Below are 25487 nucleotides of genomic sequence, written 5' to 3'. Positions count from 1 at the left end.
CTCAGCCCGCCCGCAGCGCCATCGTCATCGCCTCCACCGCGAGCAGCGGCGCCACGTTCCGGTCCATCGCCTCCCGGCAGGCGATCACCGACTCGATCCTGCGCAGGGTCTGCGCGGGCGTCGAGGACTCCGCGATCCGGTCGAGGGAGTCCTGTACGTCGACGTTGGCGATGGCCAGCTTCGAACCCAGCTGGAGCGCCAGCACATCGCGGTAGAACCCGGTCAGCTCGGTCAGCGCCAGGTCCAGGCTGTCGCGCTGTGTACGCGTCTTGCGGCGCTTCTGCCTGTCCTCCAGCTCCTTCATGGCCCCCGCCGTACCGCGCGGCATCCGGCCCCCGGCCACCGCGCCGAGCGCCGCCTTGAGGTCGTCGGTCTCCTTGGCGTCGACCTCCTCCGCCAGTTGCTTGGCGTCGTCGGTGGCCGTGTCGATCAGCTCCTGGGCCGCCTTGAGGCAGCCGCCCACGTCGGCGACCCGCAGCGGAACCTTCAGCACCGCCGCCCGCCGCGCCCGCGCCCGCTCGTCCGTGGCGAGACGGCGGGCCCGCCCGATGTGCCCCTGGGTGGCGCGCGCCGCGTTGTGCGCCCGCTCGGGGTCGATGCCGTCGCGGCGGATCAGCACATCGGCCACGGCCTCCACCGGTGGGGTGCTCAGGGTGAGGTGCCGGCAGCGGGAGCGGATCGTGGGCAGGACGTCTTCGAGCGAGGGGGCGCACAGCATCCAGACCGTGCGCGGCGCGGGCTCCTCGACCGCCTTCAGCAGGACGTTGCCCGCGCCCTCGGTGAGGCGGTCGGCGTCCTCCATGACGATGACCTGCCACCGCCCGACCGCCGGGGAGAGCTGGGCGCGCCTGACCAGGTCCCGGGTCTCCTTCACACCGATGGAGAGCAGGTCCGTCCGGATCACTTCGACGTCGGCGTGCGTACCGACCAGGCTCGTGTGGCAGCCGTCGCAGAATCCGCAGCCGGGGGCTCCGCCCAGCGCCCGGTCCGGGCTCGTGCACTGGAGCGCGGCGGCGAACGCCCGCGCCGCCGTGGACCGGCCGGAACCGGGCGGTCCGGTGAACAGCCAGGCGTGCGTCATCTTCGAGCCCTGGTCCAGCAGCTTGCCGTCGGACACGGCGGTGACCAGCGCATCGGCGTCCCGGGCGGCAGCGGCGAGCTGTTCCTGCACTCGGTCCTGTCCGACCAGGTCGTCCCATACGGTCATGGGTCACCGCCCTTCCGGTGGTGTCGTGCACTGCCCGCGAACCGCGGTGCGTCGTCGCTCTCCATTGTGGAGGACGCCACTGACAGTCCGGCCCGCCCGCCCCCGGAGGGACGGACGGGCCGGTACTTCTCCGCGGCGCCTCGGCCGACGCGTCAGCCGCGCGGGCGGCGTCCCCTGCCGCCGCGGTCCTCGTCGTCCTGGCCGCCGAGCAGCTCGTCCGCCAGGGTCGGCAGATCGTCCAGCGGGGTCTCCTCCGCCCAGTCCGGGCGGGGGCGCTTGCGGGCCCCCCGCCGGCGGTCCGGAGCCGGGGCGTTCGGGTCCTCGACCTGCGGCAGTTCCCGGGTGCGCTCGTTCTCGCTCTCCGCGGGCGAGGGCGCCGGGCTCTCGTCCCGGAAGAAGCCCTGGGGCACCCGGTCGGACGGCTGGTCGCCCCGTACCGGCGGGAGCACGGCCGTCTCGTCGGCGTCCCGGGCCTGCCGAGGACCCGCCGACCCTGCCGGCCCCGTCGGCCGCTGGTCCGTGTAGCGCGGCAGCATCGCCGTCTCGTCGTCCCCGGAAGCCGAACCGGAGCCCGAGCGTCCGGAACCGGAGGAACCGGAACCCGTAGGACCACCGTCCTCCGGTCGCGCCGCCGGAACCGGCTGCGTGATCTCGTTCGGGTTCACGATCGGCGTGGGGACCGTGATCTCGTTCTCCGGCACCGTCGGCCCCGCCGCGCCCTCAGAACGCGAGGATGCCTCCGGACGGGAATCCGTACGGGAACGGGACGCCCGCTCCGCCTCCGCGCGCTCGGCCTCGGCCCGCGCCGCCTCCGTACGCGCGGCCGCCTCGGCCTCCGCCCGGCGGCGGGCCTCCTCGGCGCGCAGCAGGGCCTCTTCGGCCTTGCGCTGCTTCTCCAGCCGCAGCGCCTCGGCCTCCTGGCGCTGCCGGGCCTCTTCCTCGGCCTTCAGGCGCAGCCGCTCCTGCTCGGCCTCGCGGGCCCGCTCCTCGGCCTCCAGCCGGAGCCGGTCCTCCTCGGCGCGGCGGCGGGCCTCCTCGGCACGCTGCCGGGCCTCCTCCGCCTGGCGTTCGGCCTCGCGGCGGCGGGCCTCCTCCAGCTCGCGCTGCTTGCGCTCCTCCTCCTCCGCGCGCAGCCGGGCGAGCTGCTCCTGGCGCTCCTTCTCCAGGCGCTCCTCCTCGGCCTTGCGGGCGGCCTCTTCCTCGGCCTTGCGCCGCGCCTCCTCCTCGGCCTTGCGCCGGGCCTCCTCGATGGCCTCGATCTCGGCCTCGGAGAGCGGGAGGAGCTGGTCGAGCCGGTGACGTACGACCGTGGTGATCGACTCCGGCTCCTGGCCGGCGTCCACCACCAGATAGCGGTTCGGGTCGGCGGCGGCCAGGGTCAGGAACCCGGACCGTACCCGCTCGTGGAACTCCGCCGGCTCCGACTCCAGCCGGTCCGGCGCCTCCGTGAACCGTTCCCGCGCGGTCGCCGGGTCGACGTCCAGCAGCACCGTCAGATGCGGTACGAGGCCGCTCGTCGCCCACCGCGAGATCCGGGCGATCTCGGTCGGGGCCAGGTCCCGGCCCGCGCCCTGGTAGGCCACGGACGAGTCGATGTAGCGGTCGGAGATGACGATCGCGCCGCGCTCCAGCGCCGGGCGGACGACGGAGTCGACGTGCTCGGCGCGGTCGGCGGCGTACAGCAGGGCCTCGGCCCGGTTGGAGAGACCGGCGGAGGACACGTCGAGGAGGATCGACCGCAGCCGCTTGCCGATGGGGGTGGCCCCGGGCTCGCGGGTGACGACGACCTCGTGGCCCTTGGACCGGATCCAGTCGGCGAGCGCCTCGACCTGGGTGGACTTGCCCGCTCCGTCGCCGCCCTCCAGGACCAGGAAGAAGCCGGTGGCGGCGGGCGCGACGGCCGGTTCGTCGCCGCGCAGCGCCTCGCGCAGGTCCCGGCGCAGCGGCACGCCCGCCCGGTCGTCCGCCTTGGCGAGGACGAACGCGGCGACGGGCAGCAGCAGCGCGCCGAGCAGCATCAGGGTGAAGGCGGCCCCGCCGTGGGCGAAGACGAAGTCACCGGCGACCAGGCGGTGCCGCCCGATCGCGGCGGCCAGCAGCGGTCCTGCGACCGCACCGAGCGCGACGAGCACCCGGACGACGGCCTGGAGGTGCTCGGTGGTCCGGGCCTGCCGGAACGCCTCGGTCTCCTGGTCGATCAGGGTGTGCCCGGTGTTCGCGGCGACCCCGGCGGCGTAACCGGCGAGCAGGGAGACGGCGATCCCGGTCGCGGTGTCCGGCACCAGGCCGAGCGCGAGGAGCGCGAGGCCGGTGACGGCCGTGGCCAGCGCCAGCAGACGGCGGCGCGACAGGGTCGGCAGTACGTGGCGTGCGGTGCGGATGCCGAGGGCGGTGCCGCCGGTCAGTCCGAGGATCAGCAGCGCGAAGGTGGCCGGCCCGCCGCCCAGGTCGTAGGCGTGCAGGACGGAGACGGCCGCGGCGGCGGCGACGGCTCCGGCGACGGCGGCGCAGACCGCGACCAGCAGAGGGACGGCGCCGGTGCGGCCCTTGTCGGGGCCGGTGCCGGTGGCGGGGCGGCGCAGGCCCTCCAGCGGGGAGCGCGGCCGGGGCGTCCGGTCGGCGGGGAACTCCAGGAAGTACAGGGTGGAGATGGAGGCGGAGAAGAGCCCCGCCGCGACGTAGGACCCCAGGGCCGCCTGGTGGAAGGAGAACCACTCCAGGCCCGAGCCGAGGAGGTTGCCGACCAGCGTGGCGACGAGCAGGACCGCAGCGGCGGCGGGCACGGCGAGGAAGTTCGTCCGCAGCGACAGCCGGCGCAGGGCGTCGAGGTGGTCGGGCAGGGGGCGTACGGCCGCGCCTTCGAGGGGCGGGCCGGGCAGCAGCGCCGGGGCGGCGCTGTCCTTGGCCACGGCCCACAGGCGCTCACCGGCGCCGGTCACGAAGACGGTGATGAGGATCATCATGAGCGCCTTGTCGGGCGTCCAGTCGATCCACAGCGGGGCGACGACCAGCAGCGCCAGGCGCAGCCCGTCCACCCCGATCATCAGCCATCGTCGGTCCAGCTTTCCGCCGGGCCCCGTGAGGGACGTCAGGGGTCCCAGGAGTACGGCTCCGAAGAACAGGGTGGAAAGGATCCGGGCACCGAAGACGGCGGCGACGGCGAAGGCCGCCCCGCGGTATCCGGTGCCGAATGAGCCCTCAAGGACCGCCGCTTGCAGCGACAGCAGCACCAGCACGAGAAGGGCGAGTGCATCGCCGATACCGCCGACGAGCTGGGCGCTCCACAACCGCTTCAGCGGAGGAATGCGCAACAGGGCCCGTACGGCGCGCTCGCGTGAGTCTGCGGCAAGTGTGTCGGAGGTGGGGCTCACGACCGTTGGCTGCTCGGCTCGCGTCATCCGCCCAGCCTATCGGCAGCGGTGCGGTGACTGTCGGCCCGTCCGAACATATGGACGTGGACACCTTTCGGCCAGGCCCTCACGGGCCCTGACGCGCCGCCGCCCGGCGCCGGGATCACGGGGATCGAGGCGCCGGGCGGGGTGCTGTCCGCTCGGTGCGGCCGTCAGTCGTCCGACGGAACGGAGGACGAGGCGGTCTTCGTGGCCGTCGCCTTCTTGGCAGCGGTCTTCGTGGCCGTCGCCTTCTTGGCCGTCGTCGTCTTCTTCGCAGCGGTCTTCTTGGCGGCCGTGGTCTTGGTGGCCGTCGTCTTCTTCGCGGCCGTCTTCTTGGCCGTCGCCTTCTTCGCGGGGCCCTTCTTGGCCGTCTTCTTCTTGGCGGGCCCCTTGGCGCGCTTCTCGGCGAGCAGTTCGTAGCCGCGCTCGGGCGTGATCTCCTCGACGCTGTCGCCGGTCCGCAGCGTCGCGTTGGTCTCGCCGTCGGTGACGTACGGGCCGAAGCGGCCGTCCTTGACCACCACGGGCCGCTCGCTGACGGGGTCGGTGCCCAGCTCCTTCAGCGGGGGCTTGGCGGCGGCCCGGCCGCGCTGCTTGGGCTGGGCGTAGATCGCGAGGGCCTCTTCGAGGGTGATGTCGAAGAGCTGGTCCTCGGAGGTCAGCGACCGGGAATCGGTGCCCTTCTTCAGATACGGGCCGTACCGGCCGTTCTGCGCGGTGATCTCGACACCCTCGGCGTCCTCACCGACGACGCGCGGCAGCGACATCAGCTTGAGGGCGTCGGCGAGGGTGACCGTGTCCAGGGACATGGTCTTGAAGAGCGAGGCGGTGCGCGGCTTCACCGCGTTCTTGCCGGTCTTCGGCGTCCCCTCGGGCAGCACCTCGGTGACGTACGGGCCGTAGCGCCCGTCCTTGGCGATGATCTGGTTCCCGGTCACCGGGTCGGCTCCCAGCTCGAAGTCGCCGCTGGGCTTGGCCAGCAGCTCCTCGGCCAGTTCGACGGTCAGCTCGTCGGGGGCCAGGTCGTCGGGCACATCGGCGCGCTGGTGGCCTTCGGCGTCCTTCTCGCCCCGCTCGATGTACGGGCCGTAGCGGCCGACGCGGAGCTTGATGTCGTTGCCGACGGGGAAGGAGGAGATCTCCCGGGCGTCGATCGCGCCCAGGTCGGTGACCAGCGCCTTCAGACCGCCGAGGTGGTCGCCGTCGCCGTTGCCCGCGTCGGAGGCCGCTCCGGCTCCGGCGGTGTCGTCTCCGGGCTTGGCGCCGAAGTAGAAGCGCTTGAGCCACGGCACGGACTGGGCCTCGCCCCGCGAGATGCGGTCGAGGTCGTCCTCCATCCGGGCGGTGAAGTCGTAGTCGACGAGCCGGCCGAAGTGCTTCTCCAGCAGGTTGACCACGGCGAAGGACAGGAAGGACGGGACGAGCGCCGTGCCCTTCTTGAAGACGTAACCGCGGTCCAGGATCGTCCCGATGATCGAGGCGTACGTGGAGGGGCGGCCGATCTCGCGCTCTTCCAGCTCCTTGACCAGCGAGGCCTCGGTGTAGCGGGCCGGGGGCTTGGTGGCGTGCCCGTCGGCCGTGATCTCGTCGGCGGACAGCGCGTCGCCCTCGGCGACCTGCGGCAGCCGGCGCTCGCGGTCGTCCAGCTCGGCGTTCGGGTCGTCGGCGCCCTCGACGTACGCCTTCATGAAGCCGTGGAAGGTGATCGTCTTGCCGGAGGCGGAGAACTCGGCGTCCCGCCCGTCGCTCGCCCGGCCGCCGATCTTGACGGTGACCGAGTTACCCGTCGCGTCCTTCATCTGGGAGGCGACGGTCCGCTTCCAGATCAGCTCGTAGAGCCGGAACTGGTCGCCGGTGAGCCCGGTCTCGGCGGGGGTGCGGAAGCGGTCGCCGGAGGGGCGGATCGCCTCGTGCGCCTCCTGCGCGTTCTTGACCTTGCCGGCGTACGTACGCGGCTTCTCGGGGAGGTAGTTCGCCCCGTACAACTGCGTGACCTGGGCCCGGGCCGCGGCGACCGCGGTGTCGGAGAGGGTCGTGGAGTCCGTACGCATATAGGTGATGAAGCCGTTCTCGTACAGCTTCTGCGCCACCTGCATGGTCGCCTTCGCGCCGAAGCCCAGCTTGCGGCTCGCCTCCTGCTGGAGGGTCGTGGTCCGGAAGGGGGCGTACGGGGAACGGCGGTACGGCTTCGACTCGACGGACCGGACCGTGAAGGCGGAGTCGGCGAGCGCGGCGGCGAGCGCCCGGGCGTTCGCCTCGTCCAGGTGCAGGGTCTGGGCGGAGCCGGCCTTGAGCTGCCCGTCGGGGCCGAAGTCGCGGCCCTGGGCGATCCGGCGGCCGTCGACCGAGCTGAGGCGGGCGGTGAGGTTCGAGGGGTCGGAGGCGTCGCCGGTGCGGCCGGTGGCGAACTTTCCGGTGAGGTCCCAGTACTCGGCGGAGCGGAAGGCGATGCGCTCCCGCTCCCGCTCGACGACGAGGCGGGTGGCGACGGACTGGACGCGGCCCGCCGAGAGCTTCGGCATGACCTTCTTCCACAGGACCGGCGAAACCTCGTAGCCGTAGAGACGGTCGAGGATGCGGCGGGTCTCCTGGGCGTCGACCATGCGCTGGTTGAGCTCGCGCGGATTGGCCACGGCGGCCCGGATCGCGTCCTTGGTGATCTCGTGGAAGACCATCCGGTGAACCGGGACCTTGGGCCGCAGGACTTCCTGGAGGTGCCACGCGATGGCTTCGCCCTCGCGGTCCTCATCGGTGGCGAGGAAGAGTTCGTCGGACTCGGCCAGCAGCTGCTTCAGCTTCCTGACCTGGGCCTTCTTGTCCGCGTTGACGACATAGATGGGCTGGAAGTCGTGCTCGACGTCCACGCCGAGGCGGCGGACCTCGCCGGTGTACTCGTCCGGGACCTCGGCCGCGCCGTTCGGGAGGTCGCGGATGTGCCCGACGCTCGCCTCGACGACGTATCCGGGGCCGAGATAGCCCTTGATCGTCTTCGCCTTGGCAGGCGACTCGACGATGACGAGTCGGCGGCCGCCCTGTGCGGTCTCGCTGGTCGGGGACAACTTCGCTCTTCTCTCCGGTCGACACTCGGTGGGCATCCGGGCGGCGTCATGACGCCGCCCGCGGTGCTGTCGCTGCGGAGTGTGACGGTACAACCCGCCCCCGTGTCAAACGGCAAAAGCCCGCAACGGCCACTCGAACGGTAACCCGACTTCCGCCATTCCTGCCGCCCGGACCGCCGGGTCCGCGCCACGCGGGGCTTCGGCCCGCGGCCTTTCGGAGACGGTGGCGGTGTCCGCCGGGAGACCCGTCGGCCCTGGCGTCGCCCGGCCGGAGGCGGGGATCAGACGTGCGTGAAGACCCACACACCGAGGCCGAGGAAAACCACGCCGAAGAGCGTCGTGAGAGCGGTGGAGGCGACCGGGCTCACACCGTGCGCCACCGGCGCGCGGTGCAGGGCTCGCGCCCCTGTCCAGATCAGGAGGGCGGCGCCGAACAGGGCCAGGGCCGTACCGGCGAAGACTGCGGTGGCGCTCTCCATGTCGTTCCCCTGGACCGTCGTGTGACCCGTCGCACGGCTCGTCGGGGAGCCGCCCGGGACGGGCCGGGCCGGCCCGTCGGAGCCGGACCTGGGCGGCCCGGCACGGGGAGGCTGTCACCCGGGGGCGTCGCCCACACGAACCCCGGGTGAACAGCACTCCCCCGCCGACCGGCGGAACGCTTTCGGCGGGACGCGGAGGGGTGGGGCCGGGGCCGGGGGCGGGTCCTGGCCCGGGCCGGGGACGCCCGTGACCGGAATGTACGGTCCGGGCGCGCCACGCGGGAAGTGCGGCACACGAACACGCTGGTCAATAAGGACAGCGCGCCTCGGACAACGACCAGCACGGGTCAGTACCGGAAGGCACCCGGCCCGCACTCGGGGCGACCGGCCGCACTCGGCACGGCCGGGGCGGCGGGCACGCCCCGGCCGGGCGGGCATTCGACACCCGGGCGCCCGGGGCTGCGAACCTCCCGGTATGCGGGGCTCCAGGCGTCCGGGGCGAAGGGTGCCCCCGACAGCCCCGGCGACCGGGACGACCGGCACCCGGGCGACCGGAACGACCGGGACCCGGGCGTCGGTCCGACCGACCGGCACCCCGAGTCCCGCACTCCGAGCCCCCGGGCACGGCCGCCCTACTCCCCCCGCGCCCCGACGCCGGACGCCGGCTCCAGGAAGCCCTCCTCGACCAGCAGCCGGATCGCCTGCGGTGTCCGGTCACGCAGAAGCACCGGGTCCTCCGCCATCAACTGCGCGATGGCGTCCAGGATCCGCCCGGCGGGCAGCGACCCGTCGCACACACCGGCGAACCCGGCGGCCACCGCGTCGACCTTGGTCGCCCGCATCATGCCCCGGTGCTGGCGCAGCACCACGTGCTCGGGGTCCTCCGCCCCCGGCAGGCCGACCTGCTCCTGGACGACCTCGGCGGCAAGGGTGAAGTGCCCGGCGAGCAGCGCCGCGTCGTCCTGGTCGCGGAGGTAGTCCTGGCGGGCGAAGTGCTCCTCCACCGCCCGGCCCAGCGGCTGCTGCACCGCGTGCGGCCACTCCTCGACGACGATCGAGGGGTTCCCGGCCGCCGCCGCGGAGGACTTGCGCAGAGTGATCCAGCCGAAGCCGACGGACGTGGTGCCCCGGGCCTCGAACTCGTCGAGCCACGCCTCGTACCGCTCGTCGTACTCGGCGGGGTCGCTGCGGTGGTCGCCGCTGTCCCGCAGCCACAGCTCGGCGTACTGCGTGACGTCCTGGACCTCGCGCTGGACGATCCAGGCGTCGCAGCCGTACGGCACCCAGGAGCGCAGCCGGTCCTGCCACTCCTCGCCCTCCACGTGCTGCCAGTTGGCGAGGAACTGGGCGTAACCCCCTTCGTTCAGATGGTCGCCCGCCTGCTGCACCAGCGTGCGGCACAGGTCGTCGCCGCCCATGCCGCCGTCCCGGTAGGTGAGGCGGGCACCGGGCGAGATGACGAACGGCGGGTTGGAGACGATCAGGTCGAACGTGTCGGAGCCCACCGGCTCGAAGAGGGACCCCTCGCGCAGGTCGGCGGGGGCGGCGCCGGACAGGGCGAGGGTGAGCCGGGTGAACTCCAGGGCACGGGGGTTGAGGTCGGTGGCGGTGACCCGGGTCGCGTGCTGGGCGGCGTGGAGCGCCTGGATACCGGAGCCCGTACCGAGATCGAGCGCCGAGGCGACCGGCGTACGCACGGTGATCCCGGCGAGGGTGGTGGAGGCTCCGCCGACGCCGAGGACGACGCCCTCCTCGCGCGAGCCGATCCCGCCCGCGCCGCCGACCGCGCAGCCGAGGTCGGACACGATGAACCAGTCCTCGCCGTCCGGCCCCCCGTACGGCCGTACGTCGACGCGTGCACGGATCTCCCCGCCCGCACCGCCTTCGCGATTCACCCAGCCGTCCTCGACGCACTCATCCAGCGGAAGGGCTTCACGGGCCCGCTCCTCGGTGACGGGGCGCTGGAGAAGGAACAGCCGCACCAGCGTGTCGAGCGGAGTGTCGCCCCGGGTGGCCCGCAGGGCGGGGACGGTCTCGCTGCGCGCAAGGGCGGCGTAGGCGGGCGCGCCGAGGCGGTCGAGGAGCCCGTCCGCGGTGAAGTCCGCGGCGAGCAGGGCCTCACGGAGGGCGGCGGCGTGGTCGGGTGCGGGAAGGCTGCTCTTACTCACCCTCCCATTGTGTCCGGTCGCACCGACAACGGCAGCGGCCCGGACACCCACCGGGTGTCCGGGCCGTCAGCGGGAGAACAGCGCTCAGGACTTCTTCTCCGAGGATTCCTTGTCCGCCGGCTCCTTGTCCGCGGAGCCCTTGTCCTCGGAGTCCTTGTCGTCGGACTCCTTCTTGTCGTCGGCCGAGCCCTCCGGGGACGCGTCGTCGCCGGCACCGGCCGCCCCGGAACCGGAGGGGCCGGTGGAAGCGGTCTGCTTCTGGCAGCCCTCCTGCTTCGACATCGCGACACCGACCTCGCCGGACTGGAGCTTCCTCAGCGCCTTGTCACCACCGGTGCTGATCTTGTTCAGCTCGTCGGCGATGGTCTTCAGCCCGTCGGCGAACTTGCTCTGGTCCTTGGTGTCGAGTGCGTCGACCTGGGTCTTGAGGTCCGCATATGCCTTGGAGGAGGCGTTGAGCTCCTTCACCGCCGCCTTCTGCGTGGCCTCGCCGCCGTCGACGGGCGGCGGACCGGCGGAGTCCACAGCCGTCCCCAGCGCCTTGTACGCCTCGGACATCTCCTGGAAAGCGACCGAGTCGGCCTTCTGGACGTCGGCGGGCTTGTTGTTGTCCCCGGTCTTCTCGAGGATCGACGCGTTGGCGTTGTTGATCTTCTGGAGTTGCGGCTGAACCTGGTCGCAGACCTTCTTGGCCCAGTCGTTGACCTTGTTGTCGCTGTCGTCGCTGCAGCCCGACAGCGTCAGCACGAGTACCGCACCGCCGGACAGTGCGGCTGCAAGCTTCTTGTTCACCGGATCGGTCCCTTCCAAGGCTCTCGGCCCGGAACTTACACGGCGAGGGGACGACAGCCGGGTGCCGGTCATCCTTTATGCACCCTTTTGAAGCCATTTGCATCAAGGGAAATGAGGGAGATGCCACTCATGAAGAGAACCGCACGTGTGAGCGGTCACTCATCCGAATGAAGGTTTTCGCGTTGGCGGTGTCCGACAGGAAGGAAGCAGGAGGGGGCCCGCACGCCGAAGGCGCCGGACGAGAGCGGTCCCTGGGGAGGGGAGGCTGGGGCCCCCGCAAGAAAAGATGGGCGGACGGCACATCAGCACGGGCCGTCCGCCCCCTTTTTGATGGACCGTCACCTCACGACGAGGCCACCACCGACATCCAGAGCCTCCCCCTCCCCTGCCTACGGGTCACGGAGCCGCCGCCGGATCCGGCGCCGGGACCGAGGGGCCGCCGTCCCCCGGGACGTCGTCGTCGCCCACGGCGATGCCCCGCCGCTTGGAGACGTACACCGCCGCGACGATGATCCCGCTGGCGACGACGGCCACCAGCGCCCGCACCCAGGGGTTCGCGTCCGCGCCGTAACTGAACTGCACGATCGCCGGGGCGATGAGCAGGGCGACCAGGTTCATCACCTTGAGGAGCGGGTTGATCGCCGGACCCGCCGTGTCCTTGAACGGGTCGCCGACCGTGTCACCGATGACGGTCGCCGCATGGGCCTCGCTGCCCTTGCCCCCGTGGTGGCCGTCCTCGACGAGCTTCTTGGCGTTGTCCCAGGCCCCGCCGGAGTTGGCGAGGAACACCGCCATCAGCGTTCCGGCGCCGATCGCGCCGGCGAGGTACGAGCCGAGCGCGCCGACGCCGAGGGTGAAGCCGACCGCGATCGGCGCGAGTACCGCGAGGAGGCCGGGCGTGGCCAGTTCACGGAGGGCGTCGCGGGTGCAGATGTCGACGACGCGCCCGTACTGCGGCTTCTCCGAGTAGTCCATGATCCCGGGGCGCTCACGGAACTGCCGCCTGACCTCGTAGACCACGGATCCGGCGGACCGGGACACGGCGTTGATGGCGAGCCCGGAGAACAGGAAGACGACCGCCGCGCCCAGGATCAGGCCGACGAGGTTGTTGGGTTGCGAGATGTCCAGGCTCAGCCCGAGCTCGCCCGCCCCGGCCCCGACGTCGTCGACCGCCGTGGCGATGGCGTCGCGGTAGGACCCGAAGAGCGCGGCGGCCGCGAGCACGGCGGTGGCGATGGCGATGCCCTTGGTGATGGCCTTGGTCGTGTTGCCGACCGCGTCCAGGTCGGTGAGCACCTGGGCGCCGGCCCCCGTGACGTCGCCGGACATCTCGGCAATGCCCTGGGCGTTGTCGGAGACCGGGCCGAAGGTGTCCATGGCCACGATGACGCCCACCGTGGTGAGGAGCCCCGTTCCGGCGAGCGCGACCGCGAAGAGCGCCAGCATGATCGACGTACCGCCCAGCAGGAACGCCCCGTAGACGCCGAGGCCGATCAGCAGCGCGGTGTAGACGGCCGACTCCAGACCGATGGAGATCCCCGCGAGCACCACGGTGGCCGGGCCGGTCAGCGAGGACTTCCCGATGTCCCGGACGGGGCGGCGGTTGGTCTCGGTGAAGTAGCCGGTCAGCTGTTGGATGAGCGCGGCCAGGACGATCCCGATGGCCACCGCGACCAGCGCGAAGACCCGCGGATCACCGCCGTGCGCGGTGATCGCCCCGTCGGTGACCCCGTCCAGCTCGGCGTACGAGGACGGCAGATAGGTGAAGGCGGCCACGGCCACGAGTCCGAGCGAGATCAGCGCGGAGATGAAGAAGCCTCGGTTGATCGCGGTCATCCCGCTGCGGTCGGCGCGGCGCGGGGCGACGGCGAAGATCCCGATCATCGCGGTGACGACACCGATCGCCGGGACCATCAGGGGGAAGGCGAGACCGGAGTCCCCGAACGCGGCCGTACCGAGGATCAGCGCGGCGACGAGCGTCACGGCGTACGACTCGAAGAGGTCGGCGGCCATGCCCGCACAGTCCCCGACGTTGTCGCCCACGTTGTCGGCGATGGTGGCGGCGTTACGCGGATCGTCCTCCGGGATGCCTTGCTCCACCTTGCCCACCAAGTCGGCGCCCACGTCCGCGGCCTTGGTGAAGATCCCGCCACCGACCCTCATGAACATGGCGATGAGCGCCGCACCGAGGCCGAACCCCTCCAACACCTTGGGCGCGTCGGCGGCATAGACGAGCACGACACAGGAGGCCCCGAGCAGACCGAGTCCCACCGTGATCATTCCGACCACACCACCGGTACGGAAAGCGATCTTCATCGCTTTGTGCGAGACGGAGGTGAGATCCTTTTCCGGTTCGCCTTCCGCCGGAGTCGCCTCCCGCGCGGCTGCGGCAACCCGCACATTGCTCCGGACGGCGAGCTGCATGCCGATGTATCCGGTCGCCGCCGAGAAAAGCGCACCCACCAGGAAGAAGAGGGAACGCCCTGCGCGCTGTGACCAGTTGTCGGCCGGCAACAGGAACAGCAGGAAGAACACGACGACGGAGAAGACACCCACCGTGCGCAGTTGCCGAGCCAGATAGGCGTTCGCACCCTCCTGGATCGCCGCGGCGATCTCCTTCATCCGTTCGGTGCCCTCGCCGGCCGCCAGAACCTGGCGTACGAGCAGCTGGGCGGCGATCAGCGCGGCGACGGCGACGACCGCCACGACGATGACGATCAGCCGGTTGCCGTCCGTGAGTACAGCCGCCGCGAGGGAAGCGGGCCGGTCGGAAAGTGCGGATTCTTGAGTCAGTACTGCCATTGGGGTGGTGAAGAACTCCGCCATACGTCCTCCTTGACGCTCAGCGCTCAAGTCGTGGACGGATTGTAGGGAGCGGAACCTGATCAAAACAGTGGGCGGGAAGAGAATTGATCGCTCTCCCTCCAACGCCGAAAGATCAGCGGAGTGATTCTGCTCGAATGCAGTAATGAGGCAGACGCATTACCCGGAAAACTTCGACGATTCCTCGCCGAGCCCTCGATGAAAAAGGCCCTGCTCAACAGGGCCTGGAAAAACGAGACATCACGTCACCCGGACGTCTGGGGGCCCGCGAGCCGGACCTCAGCACCGACCGCCTCGCGCGCGAACACAGAGATAGGGGCATGACCTGGTTGGTGACACGGGCGCAGGGACAGGCGCGAGTACACGGGCACGAGTACACGGCTTCGGGCACGCAGGTTCGACCCCGCGGACACGAGCGCGGGCCTCACGGCCGTACGGGGGGCTCCAAGGCCGGGACGGCGGCTTTCACATCCGCACCGCGGCCCCAAGCCCGCGCCGCAGCCTCAGGGCCGTACCGCGGCGTCGGCTGTCGGCCAGCTCATACGGATCACTCCGCCGCCTGCACCGGAACGAACCTCCACATCGTCGACGAGGCCGCTGATGACCGCGAGGCCCATCTCGTCCTCGCCCTCACCGTCGGCCTCGGAGTCGGGTCGCGCGGACCCCGCTCCGGACCCACCACCGGAGGCGTCACCCGCCCCGGACTCGGCGGGATCGGCGCCGGGGCCGGGAACGCTGTCCCCGACCTCGATGGAGAACGCCTTCTCCTCCTCGGTCAGCGCGACGCTGACCGGCGCGGTGATGCCGTGACTGCGGTGCAGCCCGACCGCACGGCTGCACGCCTCACCGACGGCGAGCCTGACCTCGTCGAGCACCGCCTCGTCCACGCCGGCCCGGCGCGCCACGGCGGCCGCCACCAGGCGGGCCGTCCTGACATGTTCAGGCTGGGCGCTGAAGCGGAGTTCAACGGTGGCCATGCCATCCCCCTCGAACGTTCGGGCGTACGCCTCAGGGGCCCCGGGCGTGTCGCCCGGCACCCCTGCTCTCTCCTCCTCCGGAAGCCGACAAAGCCGACAGCCGACCCGAGGGTCGACCGCCTGCCCGTCGCGGCCCATGCGCTGCCGCTGCCGGCCTGTTCACCGCCTGCCGACCGGCCCGGAGGCCGGTCCGCTCCGACCTCAGTCGGTGGCGGCGACAGCCTCGTCGACCGTGGTGTGAATCGGAAACACCTTGGTCAGACCCGTGATCCGGAAGATCTTGAGAATGCGCTCCTGGTTGCAGACCAGGCGCAGCGAGCCCTCATGGGCCCGGACACGCTTCAAGCCACCCACGAGCACGCCGAGGCCGGTGGAGTCGAGGAAGTCGACGCCTTCCATGTCGACAACCAGGTGATAGCTGCCGTCATTCACCAACTCGACCAACTGCTCGCGCAGCTTGGGCGCGGTATACACATCAATCTCGCCACCGACCTCGACGACCGTACGGTCGCCACCAGGGCCGGACACATTGCGAGTCGACAAGGACAGGTCCACGGATCCTCCAGCACCTTGCTATCGAGCGGTCGCCCCTCGGTCTCCCCGACGGAGGCCAGGGGACGGATCGCCAGCCGCGATGGCATTCAATCACTTACCAGCAGCCATGCACGACGCCTTGGGACCATTGTCCGTCACGCCAGTGACACACTCGGTGCCGATGGCCAAGAATCACCGTCCCGGACAACCAGCCGAGAGCAGGGGCTCGCGCCCCTCTCCCGCCATGATCCTCGACCGGCTCGCCGTAGGGGCGGGCCGGGCCGCGCGCATCACTCATACGGAGCACTTGCCCCCGAGATCGGGAACCCATGCCATCTGGCCGGATCGCGTGCGGCCAGAAGTGATCTCGGCGATCGAGAAAGCCGGGATCGACCGTCCGTGGGCGCATCAGGCGGCTGCGGCCGAGCACGCTCTGGACGGCGATTCCGTCGTGATCGCCACCGGCACGGCCTCCGGAAAGTCCCTCGCGTACCTGGCGCCGGTCCTCAGCACCCTGCTGGACGGCTCCGAGGCCCCGAACGGCCGCGGGGCCACCGCCCTGTACCTCGCCCCCACCAAGGCCCTGGCGGCCGACCAACGGCGCTCGGTGAAGGCGCTCGCGGCCCCGCTCGGCAACGCCGTCCGGCCCGCGGTCTACGACGGCGACACCCCGGTCGAGGAACGCGAATGGGTACGGCAGTACGCCAACTACGTCCTGACCAACCCCGACATGCTGCACCGCGGCATCCTCCCCTCCCATCCCCGCTGGTCCTCGTTCCTGCGCGCCCTGCGGTTCGTCGTGATCGACGAGTGCCACACCTACCGGGGCGTCTTCGGCTCCCATGTAGCCCAGGTGCTGCGCCGCCTGCGCCGCCTGTGTGCCCGTTACGGGGCCGATCCGGTCTTCCTGCTCGCCTCGGCCACCGCGGCGGACCCCGCGGTCGCAGCCGGACGCCTGACGGGCCTGCCGGTCGTCGAGGTGTCCGACGACGCCTCCCCGCGCGGCGAGCTGGTCTTCGCCCTGTGGGAGCCCCCGCTGACCGACCTGCACGGTGAGAAGGGCGCCCCCGTACGCCGTACCGCGACGGCCGAGACCGCCGACCTGCTGACCGACCTGACCCTCCAGGGGGTCCGCTCGGTCGCCTTCGTACGTTCCCGGCGCGGCGCGGAACTGATCTCGGTGATCGCCAAGGAACGCCTCGCGGAGGTCGACCGCTCGCTGCCGAAGCGGGTCGCCGCCTATCGCGGGGGTTACCTTCCCGAGGAGCGCCGGGCCCTGGAGCGGGCTCTGCACTCCGGCGAACTGCTCGGCCTGGCGGCCACCACCGCCCTGGAGCTCGGCATCGACGTCTCCGGCCTCGACTCGGTGGTCATTTGCGGCTACCCGGGCACACGGGCCTCCCTCTGGCAGCAGGCGGGCCGCGCCGGCCGCTCGGGGCAGGGCGCCCTGGCCATCCTGGTGGCCCGGGACGACCCGCTGGACACCTACCTGGTGCACCACCCGGAGGCGCTGTTCCGGCAGCCCGTCGAGTCGACGGTGCTGGACCCGGACAACCCCTACGTCCTGGCCCCCCACCTCTGCGCCGCAGCTGCCGAACTCCCCCTCACCGAAGCGGACATCGCCCTCTTCGGCCCTGCCGTTCCCGAGCTGCTGCCGCAACTGGAGGCGGCGAAACTGCTGCGCCGGCGCGCGTCGGGCTGGCACTGGACCCGCCGCGAACGGGCCGCCGATCTCGCCGACATCCGGGGCGGGGGCGGCCGCCCCGTCCAGATCGTCGAGGAGGGCACCGGCCGGCTGCTGGGCACCGTCGACGCGGCCGCCGCCCACACGGCCGTCCACGAGGGAGCCGTCCACCTCCACCAGGGCCGCACCCACCTGGTCCGGAAACTGGACCTGGAGGACTCCGTGGCCCTCGTCGAGCAGGCCGAACCCCGTATTCGACGGTCGCCCGCGACACCACGGCCATCACCGTCCTGGACACCGACACCGAGATCCCCTGGGGCCAGGGGCGGCTCTGCTACGGCTCCGTCGAAGTCACCAACCAGGTCGTCTCCTTCCTCCGCCGCAAACTGATCACCGGGGAGGTCCTGGGCGAAACCAAGCTCGACCTGCCGCCCCGCACGCTGCGCACCCGCGCCGTCTGGTGGACGGTCACCGAGGACCAACTCGACGCCGCCCGCATCAATCCGGAGATCCTCGGCGGTGCCCTGCACGCCGCCGAACACGCCTCGATCGGGCTCCTCCCCCTCTTCGCCACCTGCGACCGCTGGGACATCGGCGGCGTCTCCGTACCGCTGCATCCGGACACCCTCCTGCCGACGGTCTTCGTCTACGACGGCCACCCCGGCGGAGCCGGATTCGCCGAGCGGGCCTTCCACACCGCCCGTGCCTGGCTGACGGCGACCCGGGAGGCCATCGCCTCCTGCGAGTGCGAGGCGGGCTGTCCCTCGTGCATCCAGTCCCCCAAGTGCGGCAACGGCAACGAGCCTCTGCACAAACGCGGAGCCGTACGCCTCCTCACCGAACTCCTCAGAGCCGCTCCCGCAGAACCGGACGGCCCGAACGCCCCGGAGGACTGACCCGACGAGAAGGAAACCGACGGCCCCCGGACCGCCATACCGACGAGACGTCAGAGCTCGGCACGAGGCTCAGCCGGAGCATCGCCAGAAGGATCTGCCGGAGGTCGGACGGGGGTGTCGGCCGGGCCCCTGGCCGAAGGGCCTGTGGGAGGCCCGGCCCGGGCTCTGACGGTGGGAAGGTAGGGCCCGAATCCCGAGCGGGCCGTCACATCGGCGACCTCTCCCAGCACCACGCAGCGAACGACCACGGCGTCCTGCGCCAGGGCCACTCTCCGGGCCGCCGCACACGCGGCCTCCGCCCCCTCCAATGCCCGGTCCGCAGCCGCGAGAGCCGCCAGATCCGCGGCCCCGCCCGCACGGTGACGGGCAGCCACGGCCTGCCCCAGCGCGAGCACCACCGCGAACACGGTGCACAGGCCGGCCACGGTGACAGCCGCCCACACGGTCGCCACGCCGCGGTCAGCGCCGCCACCCCGGCCCCAGCGCCCACGTCGGGCCAGGCCCCGACCAAGGACGCTCCAGCCCCGTCCCCCGCCCATGCCCCGGCACCATCCCTCACACATGCCCCGGCCCCGGCCTCTTCCCCGGTCCCAGTCCCGGTCCCGGTCCCGGCCAACGGCACTCCACCCCCGGCCCGCACCCCAGCTCCGCCCCCGGAGCACGCCCCACCGGCGACGTCTGTCCGGCTCCAGTCCCCGGCCTCCAGCTCTCCTCGCCCTCATGGTCCGGCACCCCCACCGTGTCCTCCGCCAAGGCGGCCGCCTCGGCGCTCAACGTCAGGGCCAGCACACGCGGCCCCCGGGTCGGTGCCTCCACCCGGACGCGCCACATGTCTCCCGCCCGCCCCATCTCGACCCGGGCCCCCTGGGGCGCCGCGTCCCGCGCGGCGCCCAGCACGGCCGTCTCCGGCTCCGAACGGGCCGCGGCCCGAGCGCCCGCCCGCGCCGCATCCACGCACCGGATCTGGTCCGCAGCGGCCAGCAACGCCCAGAGCAGAGCCAAGACGAACGCCACGAGCACCGGGATCACCACAGCCGCCTCCGCGGTCACCGCGCCCCGATCGCCGCCCCGAGCTCCGCCGCCACCTGAGGCCGGGCCCCGGGGCCACCAACGCTCGCGACCCCGGTCGAGCCGCCGGCAGAGACCTCGGTCGAGAGACCGGGAGAGGCACCGGCCCCACGCCCGGAAGCGGGCCCCCGGGCCGGGCCCCGACCTGATCTCAGAACTTCGCATCGAGCGCGTCCTCGACCAGTGACTGCAGTGCCGACAGCACCGGCCCGCTGTTCACGACCTTGTAGAGCACCGCCGCGAAGGCACACGCCGCGATCGTTCCCACCGCGTACTCGGAGGTGGTCATCCCCCGATCGGACCGTCCGAGCCGACCCGCCCACCACGCGGACCACCTCGCCCGCCGGTCCGGCGCCCCCGCGACCAGCCGCCCCCGGCGCAGAGCGCCGACGGCGCGGTCCCAGAACTTCGTTTCCATTTCATCCCCCGATGAACATCGATGACGAGCGGGAGCCCGAACGGAACACCCGCGATTGACAGCGAAAGTGAATGACCGGCAGAGCAACCCGACGGCGTCCGTCGGCAGCCGTCGGCCACGGACCGCGCACAGCCTCACCGGCCCGGACCGCCGGTCGCGAGCAGGTCGCCGGCCAGGCCGATGATCACCGGCGCCACCCCGACCGCCAGGAAGGCGGGGAGGAAGCAGAGGCCGACCGGCGCGGTGATCAACACTCCAGCCCGTTGCGCCCGCGCCACCGCGGCGGCGGCTCGCTCGGCGCGTATCGACGCGGCCAGCCTGGCGATGGGATCGGCCGCCGGGGCCCCCGTCGCACCCGCCCGGTACAGGCAGCGGGCCAGCGAGCCCGCGCCCGGTATCTCCCCGAACCGACCCCACGCCTCGGCCGGTTCGCCGCCGAGGCGGATCTCGACGGCGGTTCGGGCGAGCCGGTCCCCGACCGGGCCGCCGATGGACCGGCCCACCTCCTCGGCGGCCTCCCGGGGACCCGCCCCGACCGCGACACAGGCGGCCAGCAGATCCGCGGCCAGGGGGAGCTGCCCGGCGATCGCGGCACGCTCCGGAGGGCTCTGGCAGGGACGGCCACGGGGGCGGGTTCGCTGCCACCGCCACGCCCCGTACGCCGCGGCCGCCCCGACCGCGCAGCCCAGCACACCGCCGACCAGGATCCATCCGGTCAGCCAGGCCCCGCCCGGCGCCGCCCATCGCCACACGGCCTCGGAACGGCTCGGACCACCCCCCGACCGGAGCCGTGCGACCAGTCGGCCCCACCCGCCGGACCGGGAAACCGCGTCCGTCCCCAACAACCGCGCGCCCCGCCCACGAACCGCCCGCTTCCGGTATCTGGCAGCGATCACGGCTGCCACCTGGGCCGTCGCCCCCAACACCGCCGCCGACATCCCCAGGCTGTGGAGAACTTCTCCGCCCACCCCGTTCACACCGCCTCCCCTCCCCGCACGATCCGGCGGGCCCAGCACAGCCCGGCCGCCTCCAGGAACGAGCCCACCGCCAGACAGGCCAGACCGCCCGGGGTGTGCAGCAGTACGCGCAAGGGCTCGGCGCCGAGGGCCGCACCCAGCCCCAGACCCGCGACGGGGAGCAGCGCCAGGACCACGACCGTCGACCACGCCCCCGCCAGCTGGGCGCGTAACTCCTCCCGTCTGCGCCGGTCCTCCCGCAGCGCGGCCTCCAGGCGCTCCAGCCCGCCCGCCAGGCCCGCCCCTCCGTCCACGGCCACTCGCCAGCACGCGGCCATCCCGGACAGGCCACCCATCCCCGGGCCCTCCGCCGCCTGACGCAGCGCGGCCGGCACATCACCGCCGAACCGTGCCGCCGCCAGCACGGCGGCCTCCGCCTCCCCCAGCCTGCCGCCGGCAACGGTCGCTGCCGCAGGGCCCTCCTCCGCGATGCCTTCTCGCAGCGCGACCGACAACGCCTGCCCCGGCTCCCGCCCGGCCCGCAACTCCCCGACCACGGCTCCGCACAGCGCCACGACCGCGGTCGCGCCCTTCTCCGCCTCCCGCGCTCCGGCCCGCCTCCGCAGCCATCGGCGTACCAACGGGACCGCGACGGCCCCCGCGACCAGCGGCAGCACCGAACTTCCCAGCACCGCGAGCAGGACCGCGCCCGGGACGCACCACCACTCCCGACGCACTCGGGCCGTCTCGGCAACGCGCCCCCGGGCCTCGATCAGTCGTGACCACCAACTCCACGACCGACGCGGCTGGGGCGGAGCGTCCACGAACAGCACCCGCGCCCGCCGCACGCCCGGGTCCCGCATCATCGCGAGCCACACCGCCGATCCCGCGCAGAGAGCCACCGCGTGGGCGGCGTACGCCGATGTCACCGCTGTCGTCGCAGTCGCTGTCGTCGCGGTAACCGTCGCCATCGCCATCACAGCGCACCGCCGATCAGCGACCGCAGCCGTTCCCAGCCCCGCTCCGGAACGAAGCCGCCGACGCCCCAGCTCAGGGCCGGAACCGTGAAGACGAGCCCCGCGGCATCCCGCTCCAGGACGTGCACCTCGGCGACGCGTCGTTGCCCCGCGCGATCCCGTACGAGATGGACGACCACCGAGAGAGCAGCCGCCAACTGGCTGTGCAGGGCGACCCGGTCGAGACCGGCGGCGGTGCCCAGGGCCTCCAGCCGGGCGGGGACATGCTCGGCGGCATTCGCGTGAACGGTGCCACAGCCCCCTTCGTGCCCGGTGTTCAAAGCAGCCAGCAGTTGGGTGACTTCAGCTCCGCGCACCTCGCCGACGACCAGCCGGTCGGGCCGCATCCGCAGCGCCTGCCGGACCAGATCGCGCAATGTCACGCGGCCCGCGCCCTCCTGATTGGCCGGGCGGGACTCCAGGCGGACCACATGCGGATGGTCCGGTCGCAGTTCGGCGGAGTCTTCGGCGAGCACGATCCGCTCGTTCACTCCGACCGCGCCCAGCAGGCTGGAGAGAAGCGTCGTCTTGCCCGCCCCGGTACCTCCGCTGATCACATAGGAGATCCGGGCTTCCACGAGGGCCCGCAGGATCCGGTCGCCGCCCGGCGGCACCGTGCCCGCGTCCACCAACTCCGCGAGCGAGAAAGCTCGCGGCCGCACCACGCGCAGGGAGAGGCAGGTCGAGGCGACGGCCACCGGGGGCAGCACCGCGTGCATCCGTGTGCCGTCGGGCAGCCGTGCGTCCACCCAGGGCCGTGCGTCGTCCAGCCTCCTGCCGGCCACCGCCGCGAGACGCTGGGCCAGCCTGCGGACAGCCGCCGCGTCCGGGAAGGTGACCCCCGTCAGTTGGAGCCCACCGCCCCGGTCCACCCACACCCGGTCCGGTGCGGACACCAGCACATCGGTCACCTCCGGATCTGCGAGCAACGGCTCCAGCACGCCTGTGCCGACGAGTTCACCGCGCAGCTCCGCTGCTGCTCCCAGCACCTCGGCGTCTCCCAGCAGCCGCCCTTGGGCCCGTAGGGCGGCGGCCACTCCGGCCGGGGTGGGAGCGGCACCGCTGCGTGCCAGCCGCTGACGGACGGCGTCGAGCAATTCGTCCGTCATGCCGTTCCTCCTCCGGGCGGGCCGGCCACGGGACTCGTGTCTCCCGCTGCCGCCACCTGGTCCCAGAAGGCCGCGCAGAACCGGGCCAAGGAGCTCCGGGCGTTGCCGCCGGGCGGGATTCCGTCGTCCTGGGAGTCCAGAAGGCCTGGTTCCCACGGGAGTTCACCGACGAGCGGAAGGCCGACGGCCCGGGCGACCCAGCGCCCGTCCAGCCCCGACGCATACGGGCCCCGAGGTACTACCCGCAGGTCGTCCAACACCATTCCGGCCGTGGACGCAACGCGCTTGGCCGCAGCCACCGCGCGCAGTTCACCCGGCACCACGAGCAGCCCGAGATCGAGTTGGGCCAGGGCTTCGGCGACTCCCTCGTCGACCCGGCGCGGAAGGTCCACGACCACCACTCCGCCGAGCCGGCGCGCGGCGGCGAGCACCGCCCGCATCGCCTGCGGCGGGATCACCACCTCGTCGTCGCGTCCCCAGCTCAGCACCCGCAGCCCGTGAAGCGCGGGCAGCGAGTCCTCAAGGGCTCCGCCTCCGAGCCGCCCCTTCGACTGCGCGAAATCCGGCCATCGCAGGCCCTCGGCCCGTTCGCCGCCGAGCAGGACGTCGATCCCGCCCCCCAGCGGGTCGGCGTCGATCAGCATCGTCCGCCGACCGGCCCTCGCCGCACTCACGGCAAGGGCGCAGGCCAGCGTCGATGCGCCGGAGCCGCCCCGGCCGCCCATCACGCCGACGGTGAGCGCCGGCCGTCCCACACCCTCGGCGGCGTTGGCGATCTGATCGACGAGCCAGCCCTCGGAATCGGGCAACCGCAGCACATACTCGGCCCCGATCTCCACCGCCCGCCGCCAGACGTCCGGATCGTCCTGGTCCCGGCCGACCAGAATCACCCCCTTCCTCCGGTCGGCGCCCCGGCATCGCGCGGCGGCGTCGTCGCCCACCAGCACCAGCGGAGCCCGCTCCCAGCTGCCACGGCGCCCGGGCGGCCCGTGATGGACCTCCGGCTCGGCACCGGCCACCGCGCACAGCCGCAGCAGGTCATCCAGCAGCTCCACGTCCTCCGTCACGATCAGCGGGCCTCCGCGCCGCCCGCCGACGACCGCCGCCTCTTCTCCTGCGAGGGATCCAGCCACGATCTCCGCCCCCTTCTCACTGCCCCTTCAGTGCGGTTCGCGGTGTTCTCGGAGCGTTTCCGAGATGCGCGAGTCCGGCACCCGCGGACTTCGCGGGTGGAATCAACGTGCAGCACCACGGAAAAACATGTGGATCTTGATGAAGAACTGTGGACAACCCCGGGGTTGTGAATAACTTCGTCACCCATACCAGCGACTTCCGGAGAGCAGCCTCTTGGCTACACACTGTGACGAGACGAGTCGCACGAAGGTCGGCTCACACGATCAGGCCGATGACGGCCGGATGGGAGACATAAGGTGGTTTCCACCCCTAAAACGCGTCCGGACATGCGACGACCCCCGCCGGGGGGGAGAGCGGGGGTCGTCCCCACGGCCGACTCGGGGGGGGGAGGAGTCGGACCGGGTTAGCACGGTCGCGAACGATCCGTGACTTCCATGGTGTACCCGAGGCCCTTCTCAGGCAAACCCACGCGCCGGAGTTTACGCCGAATGGTGGGCCCCTATGCTCAGCGTTGTGGAAAACTGCTTCTCGCCGCGCACAGCAGCCTTCTTTGACCTGGACAAGACGGTCATTGCGAAGTCTTCGACGCTGACCTTCAGCAAGTCCTTCTACCAAGGCGGACTGATCAACCGCCGCGCCGTACTGCGCACCGCGTACACACAGTTCGTGTTCCTCGCCGGGGGCGCGGACCACGACCAGATGGAGCGGATGCGCGAATACCTCTCCGCCCTCTGCAAGGGGTGGAACGTCCAGCAGGTCAAGGAGATCGTTGCTGAGACCCTGCACGACCTGATCGACCCGATCATCTACGACGAGGCCGCCACCCTCATCGAGGAACACCACACGGCAGGACGCGACGTGGTCATCGTCTCGACCTCCGGCGCCGAAGTCGTCGAACCCATCGGCGAACTGCTCGGCGCGGACCGGGTCGTCGCCACGCGCATGGTCGTCGGCGACGACGGCTGCTTCACGGGAGAGATCGAGTACTACGCCTACGGCCCTACCAAGGCCGAGGCCGTGAGGGCGCTCGCAGTCTCGGAGGGGTACGACCTTTCGCGCTGCTACGCCTACAGCGACTCGGCGACCGACGTGCCCATGCTGGAGTCGGTCGGCCACCCGCACGCGGTCAACCCCGACCGCGCGCTGCGCCGCGAAGCGACCCTTCGCGAGTGGCCGATTCTCGTCTTCAACCGCCCGGTCCGGCTCAAGCAGCGCCTGCCCACCTTCTCGATGCCGCCCCGCCCCGCCCTCGTGGCGGCGGCCGCAGTCGGCGCGGCAGCCGTCACCGCCGGGCTCGTCTGGTACGCCAGCCGCCGTCGTACCGTCGGCGTCGCCCTGCCCGGGTGAAGCATGACCCAGTCGGCGACCGCCGCCCGATTCACCCTTGATTGAACCTAAAAGTAAAGAAGCGGGGCCAGGGGTTTCCGTTCCCCTGGTCCTGGAGTACAAAGGACATAACGGCCCGCGAGACCAAGGACATCCGCGAGGATGACCTGTTGTACGCAGAACGGCCCCACGGACCGCGCACGAAAGCCGAGCACCCACGCGACGTCGACCCGTCGAATACGGGCCAGCCGCACCAGGTGACGGGCAAAGTACCCGACCTGATGGGCAATTTACGAGGACGCTTGGTAACTGGGCCGACGTGCCAGCGGCGGTACCGCACTCCGGTACCGCCGCAACCCTTGCACCGGGCCGACGCTTCCAGGCCGGCCGCCCGCACACCGTCGCCCTTGGGCCCGGCCGCCCTCTCGCGCCCCAGCTAACCCTAGGGC

General features: G+C 72.1%; 17 protein-coding genes and 1 pseudogene. 2 read left to right on the top strand and 16 right to left on the bottom strand.

Features of this window, described 5'->3' with window-relative positions; genetic code table 11:
- Position 1: 1 nt before the first annotated feature.
- The 9 genes from CCZ36_RS19320 to CCZ36_RS19280 all read right to left on the bottom strand — a co-directional run bounded on the left by CCZ36_RS19320 (position 2) and on the right by CCZ36_RS19280 (position 15452).
- The gene (locus tag CCZ36_RS19320; RefSeq protein ID WP_069735492.1) at positions 2-1207 is read right to left on the bottom strand and encodes a DNA polymerase III subunit delta'; all 1206 of its coding nucleotides are present in this window, start codon (positions 1205-1207) and stop codon (positions 2-4) included.
- A gap of 152 nt (positions 1208-1359) precedes the next feature.
- Entirely contained in the window at positions 1360-4605 is a 3246-nt protein-coding gene (gene tmk / locus CCZ36_RS19315; protein WP_128818213.1) for a dTMP kinase, read from the bottom strand.
- Positions 4606-4769: 164 nt separating this feature from the next.
- The gene (gene topA / locus CCZ36_RS19310) at positions 4770-7658 is read right to left on the bottom strand and encodes a type I DNA topoisomerase (RefSeq protein ID WP_128818212.1); all 2889 of its coding nucleotides are present in this window, start codon (positions 7656-7658) and stop codon (positions 4770-4772) included.
- Positions 7659-7939: 281 nt separating this feature from the next.
- Entirely contained in the window at positions 7940-8137 is a 198-nt protein-coding gene (locus tag CCZ36_RS19305; protein ID WP_006126426.1) for a hypothetical protein, read from the bottom strand.
- 632 nt (positions 8138-8769) lie between these two features.
- Complete coding sequence (locus CCZ36_RS19300; RefSeq protein WP_128818211.1) at positions 8770-10305, bottom strand: DUF7059 domain-containing protein; 1536 nt, start codon at positions 10303-10305, stop codon at positions 8770-8772.
- An 84-nt stretch (positions 10306-10389) separates the two neighbouring features.
- The gene (locus CCZ36_RS19295) at positions 10390-11097 is read right to left on the bottom strand and encodes a small secreted protein (protein WP_128818210.1); all 708 of its coding nucleotides are present in this window, start codon (positions 11095-11097) and stop codon (positions 10390-10392) included.
- Positions 11098-11493: 396 nt separating this feature from the next.
- Entirely contained in the window at positions 11494-13923 is a 2430-nt protein-coding gene (locus tag CCZ36_RS19290; protein WP_128818209.1) for a sodium-translocating pyrophosphatase, read from the bottom strand.
- Positions 13924-14423: 500 nt separating this feature from the next.
- Positions 14424-14897, bottom strand: coding sequence for an ATP-binding protein (locus CCZ36_RS19285; RefSeq protein ID WP_069741043.1), 474 nt, complete (start codon positions 14895-14897; stop codon positions 14424-14426).
- 201 nt (positions 14898-15098) lie between these two features.
- Entirely contained in the window at positions 15099-15452 is a 354-nt protein-coding gene (locus tag CCZ36_RS19280; RefSeq protein ID WP_003967428.1) for an STAS domain-containing protein, read from the bottom strand.
- 79 nt (positions 15453-15531) lie between these two features.
- Between CCZ36_RS19280 and CCZ36_RS19275 the strand changes: the two are divergent.
- Positions 15532-18011: pseudogene (locus CCZ36_RS19275) on the top strand (DEAD/DEAH box helicase).
- A gap of 50 nt (positions 18012-18061) precedes the next feature.
- On the opposite strand, the gene CCZ36_RS19270 reads toward CCZ36_RS19275, so the two are convergent.
- From CCZ36_RS19270 to ssd, 7 genes are all read right to left on the bottom strand, one after another.
- Positions 18062-18550, bottom strand: coding sequence for an Rv3654c family TadE-like protein (locus tag CCZ36_RS19270; RefSeq protein WP_237302701.1), 489 nt, complete (start codon positions 18548-18550; stop codon positions 18062-18064).
- 16 nt (positions 18551-18566) lie between these two features.
- Complete coding sequence (locus tag CCZ36_RS19265; protein ID WP_237302700.1) at positions 18567-19061, bottom strand: TadE family type IV pilus minor pilin; 495 nt, start codon at positions 19059-19061, stop codon at positions 18567-18569.
- A gap of 169 nt (positions 19062-19230) precedes the next feature.
- A complete protein-coding gene (locus tag CCZ36_RS19260; RefSeq protein ID WP_128818206.1) occupies positions 19231-19497 on the bottom strand; it encodes a DUF4244 domain-containing protein in 267 nt (88 codons plus the stop codon).
- Between the two features lie 134 nt (positions 19498-19631).
- Positions 19632-20435, bottom strand: a complete 804-nt coding sequence (locus CCZ36_RS19255; RefSeq protein ID WP_164873624.1) for a type II secretion system F family protein — start codon at positions 20433-20435, stop codon at positions 19632-19634.
- Between the two features lie 35 nt (positions 20436-20470).
- Entirely contained in the window at positions 20471-21424 is a 954-nt protein-coding gene (locus CCZ36_RS19250) for a type II secretion system F family protein (protein WP_206515750.1), read from the bottom strand.
- Positions 21425-21429: 5 nt separating this feature from the next.
- A complete protein-coding gene (locus tag CCZ36_RS19245) occupies positions 21430-22578 on the bottom strand; it encodes a TadA family conjugal transfer-associated ATPase (protein WP_069740856.1) in 1149 nt (382 codons plus the stop codon).
- Positions 22575-23711 carry a septum site-determining protein Ssd gene (gene ssd / locus CCZ36_RS19240; protein WP_128818203.1) on the bottom strand — a complete coding sequence of 379 codons (1137 nt, stop codon included), beginning with the start codon at positions 23709-23711 and terminating at the stop codon, positions 22575-22577. Before ssd ends, CCZ36_RS19245 begins: the two co-directional genes overlap by 4 nt.
- A gap of 502 nt (positions 23712-24213) precedes the next feature.
- Between ssd and CCZ36_RS19235 the strand changes: the two genes are divergently transcribed.
- Positions 24214-25059: an HAD family hydrolase gene (locus tag CCZ36_RS19235; protein ID WP_069735505.1), complete on the top strand. Its 846-nt coding sequence runs from the start codon at positions 24214-24216 to the stop codon at positions 25057-25059.
- The last annotated feature ends 428 nt before the right edge of the window (positions 25060-25487 follow it).

The sequence above is a fragment of the Streptomyces sp. S063 genome, from assembly GCF_002832675.1.
In the GTDB taxonomy this organism is placed as follows: domain Bacteria; phylum Actinomycetota; class Actinomycetes; order Streptomycetales; family Streptomycetaceae; genus Streptomyces; species Streptomyces sindenensis.
The sequence above is the reverse complement of the archived record's forward strand: the minus strand, read 5'-3'. Positions and strand labels throughout refer to the sequence as shown.

Coding starts and splice junctions, on each gene's coding strand:
- CCZ36_RS19235 (WP_069735505.1), top strand. CDS start 24,214: ATGCTCAGCGTTGTGGAAAACTGCTTCTCGCCGCGCACAGCAGCCTTC.
- CCZ36_RS19305 (WP_006126426.1), bottom strand. CDS start 8,137: ATGGAGAGCGCCACCGCAGTCTTCGCCGGTACGGCCCTGGCCCTGTTC.
- CCZ36_RS19250 (WP_206515750.1), bottom strand. CDS start 21,424: ATGGCGACGGTTACCGCGACGACAGCGACTGCGACGACAGCGGTGACA.
- CCZ36_RS19255 (WP_164873624.1), bottom strand. CDS start 20,435: ATGTCGGCGGCGGTGTTGGGGGCGACGGCCCAGGTGGCAGCCGTGATC.
- CCZ36_RS19320 (WP_069735492.1), bottom strand. CDS start 1,207: ATGACCGTATGGGACGACCTGGTCGGACAGGACCGAGTGCAGGAACAG.
- CCZ36_RS19290 (WP_128818209.1), bottom strand. CDS start 13,923: ATGGCGGAGTTCTTCACCACCCCAATGGCAGTACTGACTCAAGAATCC.
- CCZ36_RS19270 (WP_237302701.1), bottom strand. CDS start 18,550: ATGGGCGGGGGACGGGGCTGGAGCGTCCTTGGTCGGGGCCTGGCCCGA.
- CCZ36_RS19245 (WP_069740856.1), bottom strand. CDS start 22,578: ATGACGGACGAATTGCTCGACGCCGTCCGTCAGCGGCTGGCACGCAGC.
- tmk (WP_128818213.1), bottom strand. CDS start 4,605: ATGACGCGAGCCGAGCAGCCAACGGTCGTGAGCCCCACCTCCGACACA.
- CCZ36_RS19260 (WP_128818206.1), bottom strand. CDS start 19,497: ATGGAAACGAAGTTCTGGGACCGCGCCGTCGGCGCTCTGCGCCGGGGG.
- CCZ36_RS19285 (WP_069741043.1), bottom strand. CDS start 14,897: ATGGCCACCGTTGAACTCCGCTTCAGCGCCCAGCCTGAACATGTCAGG.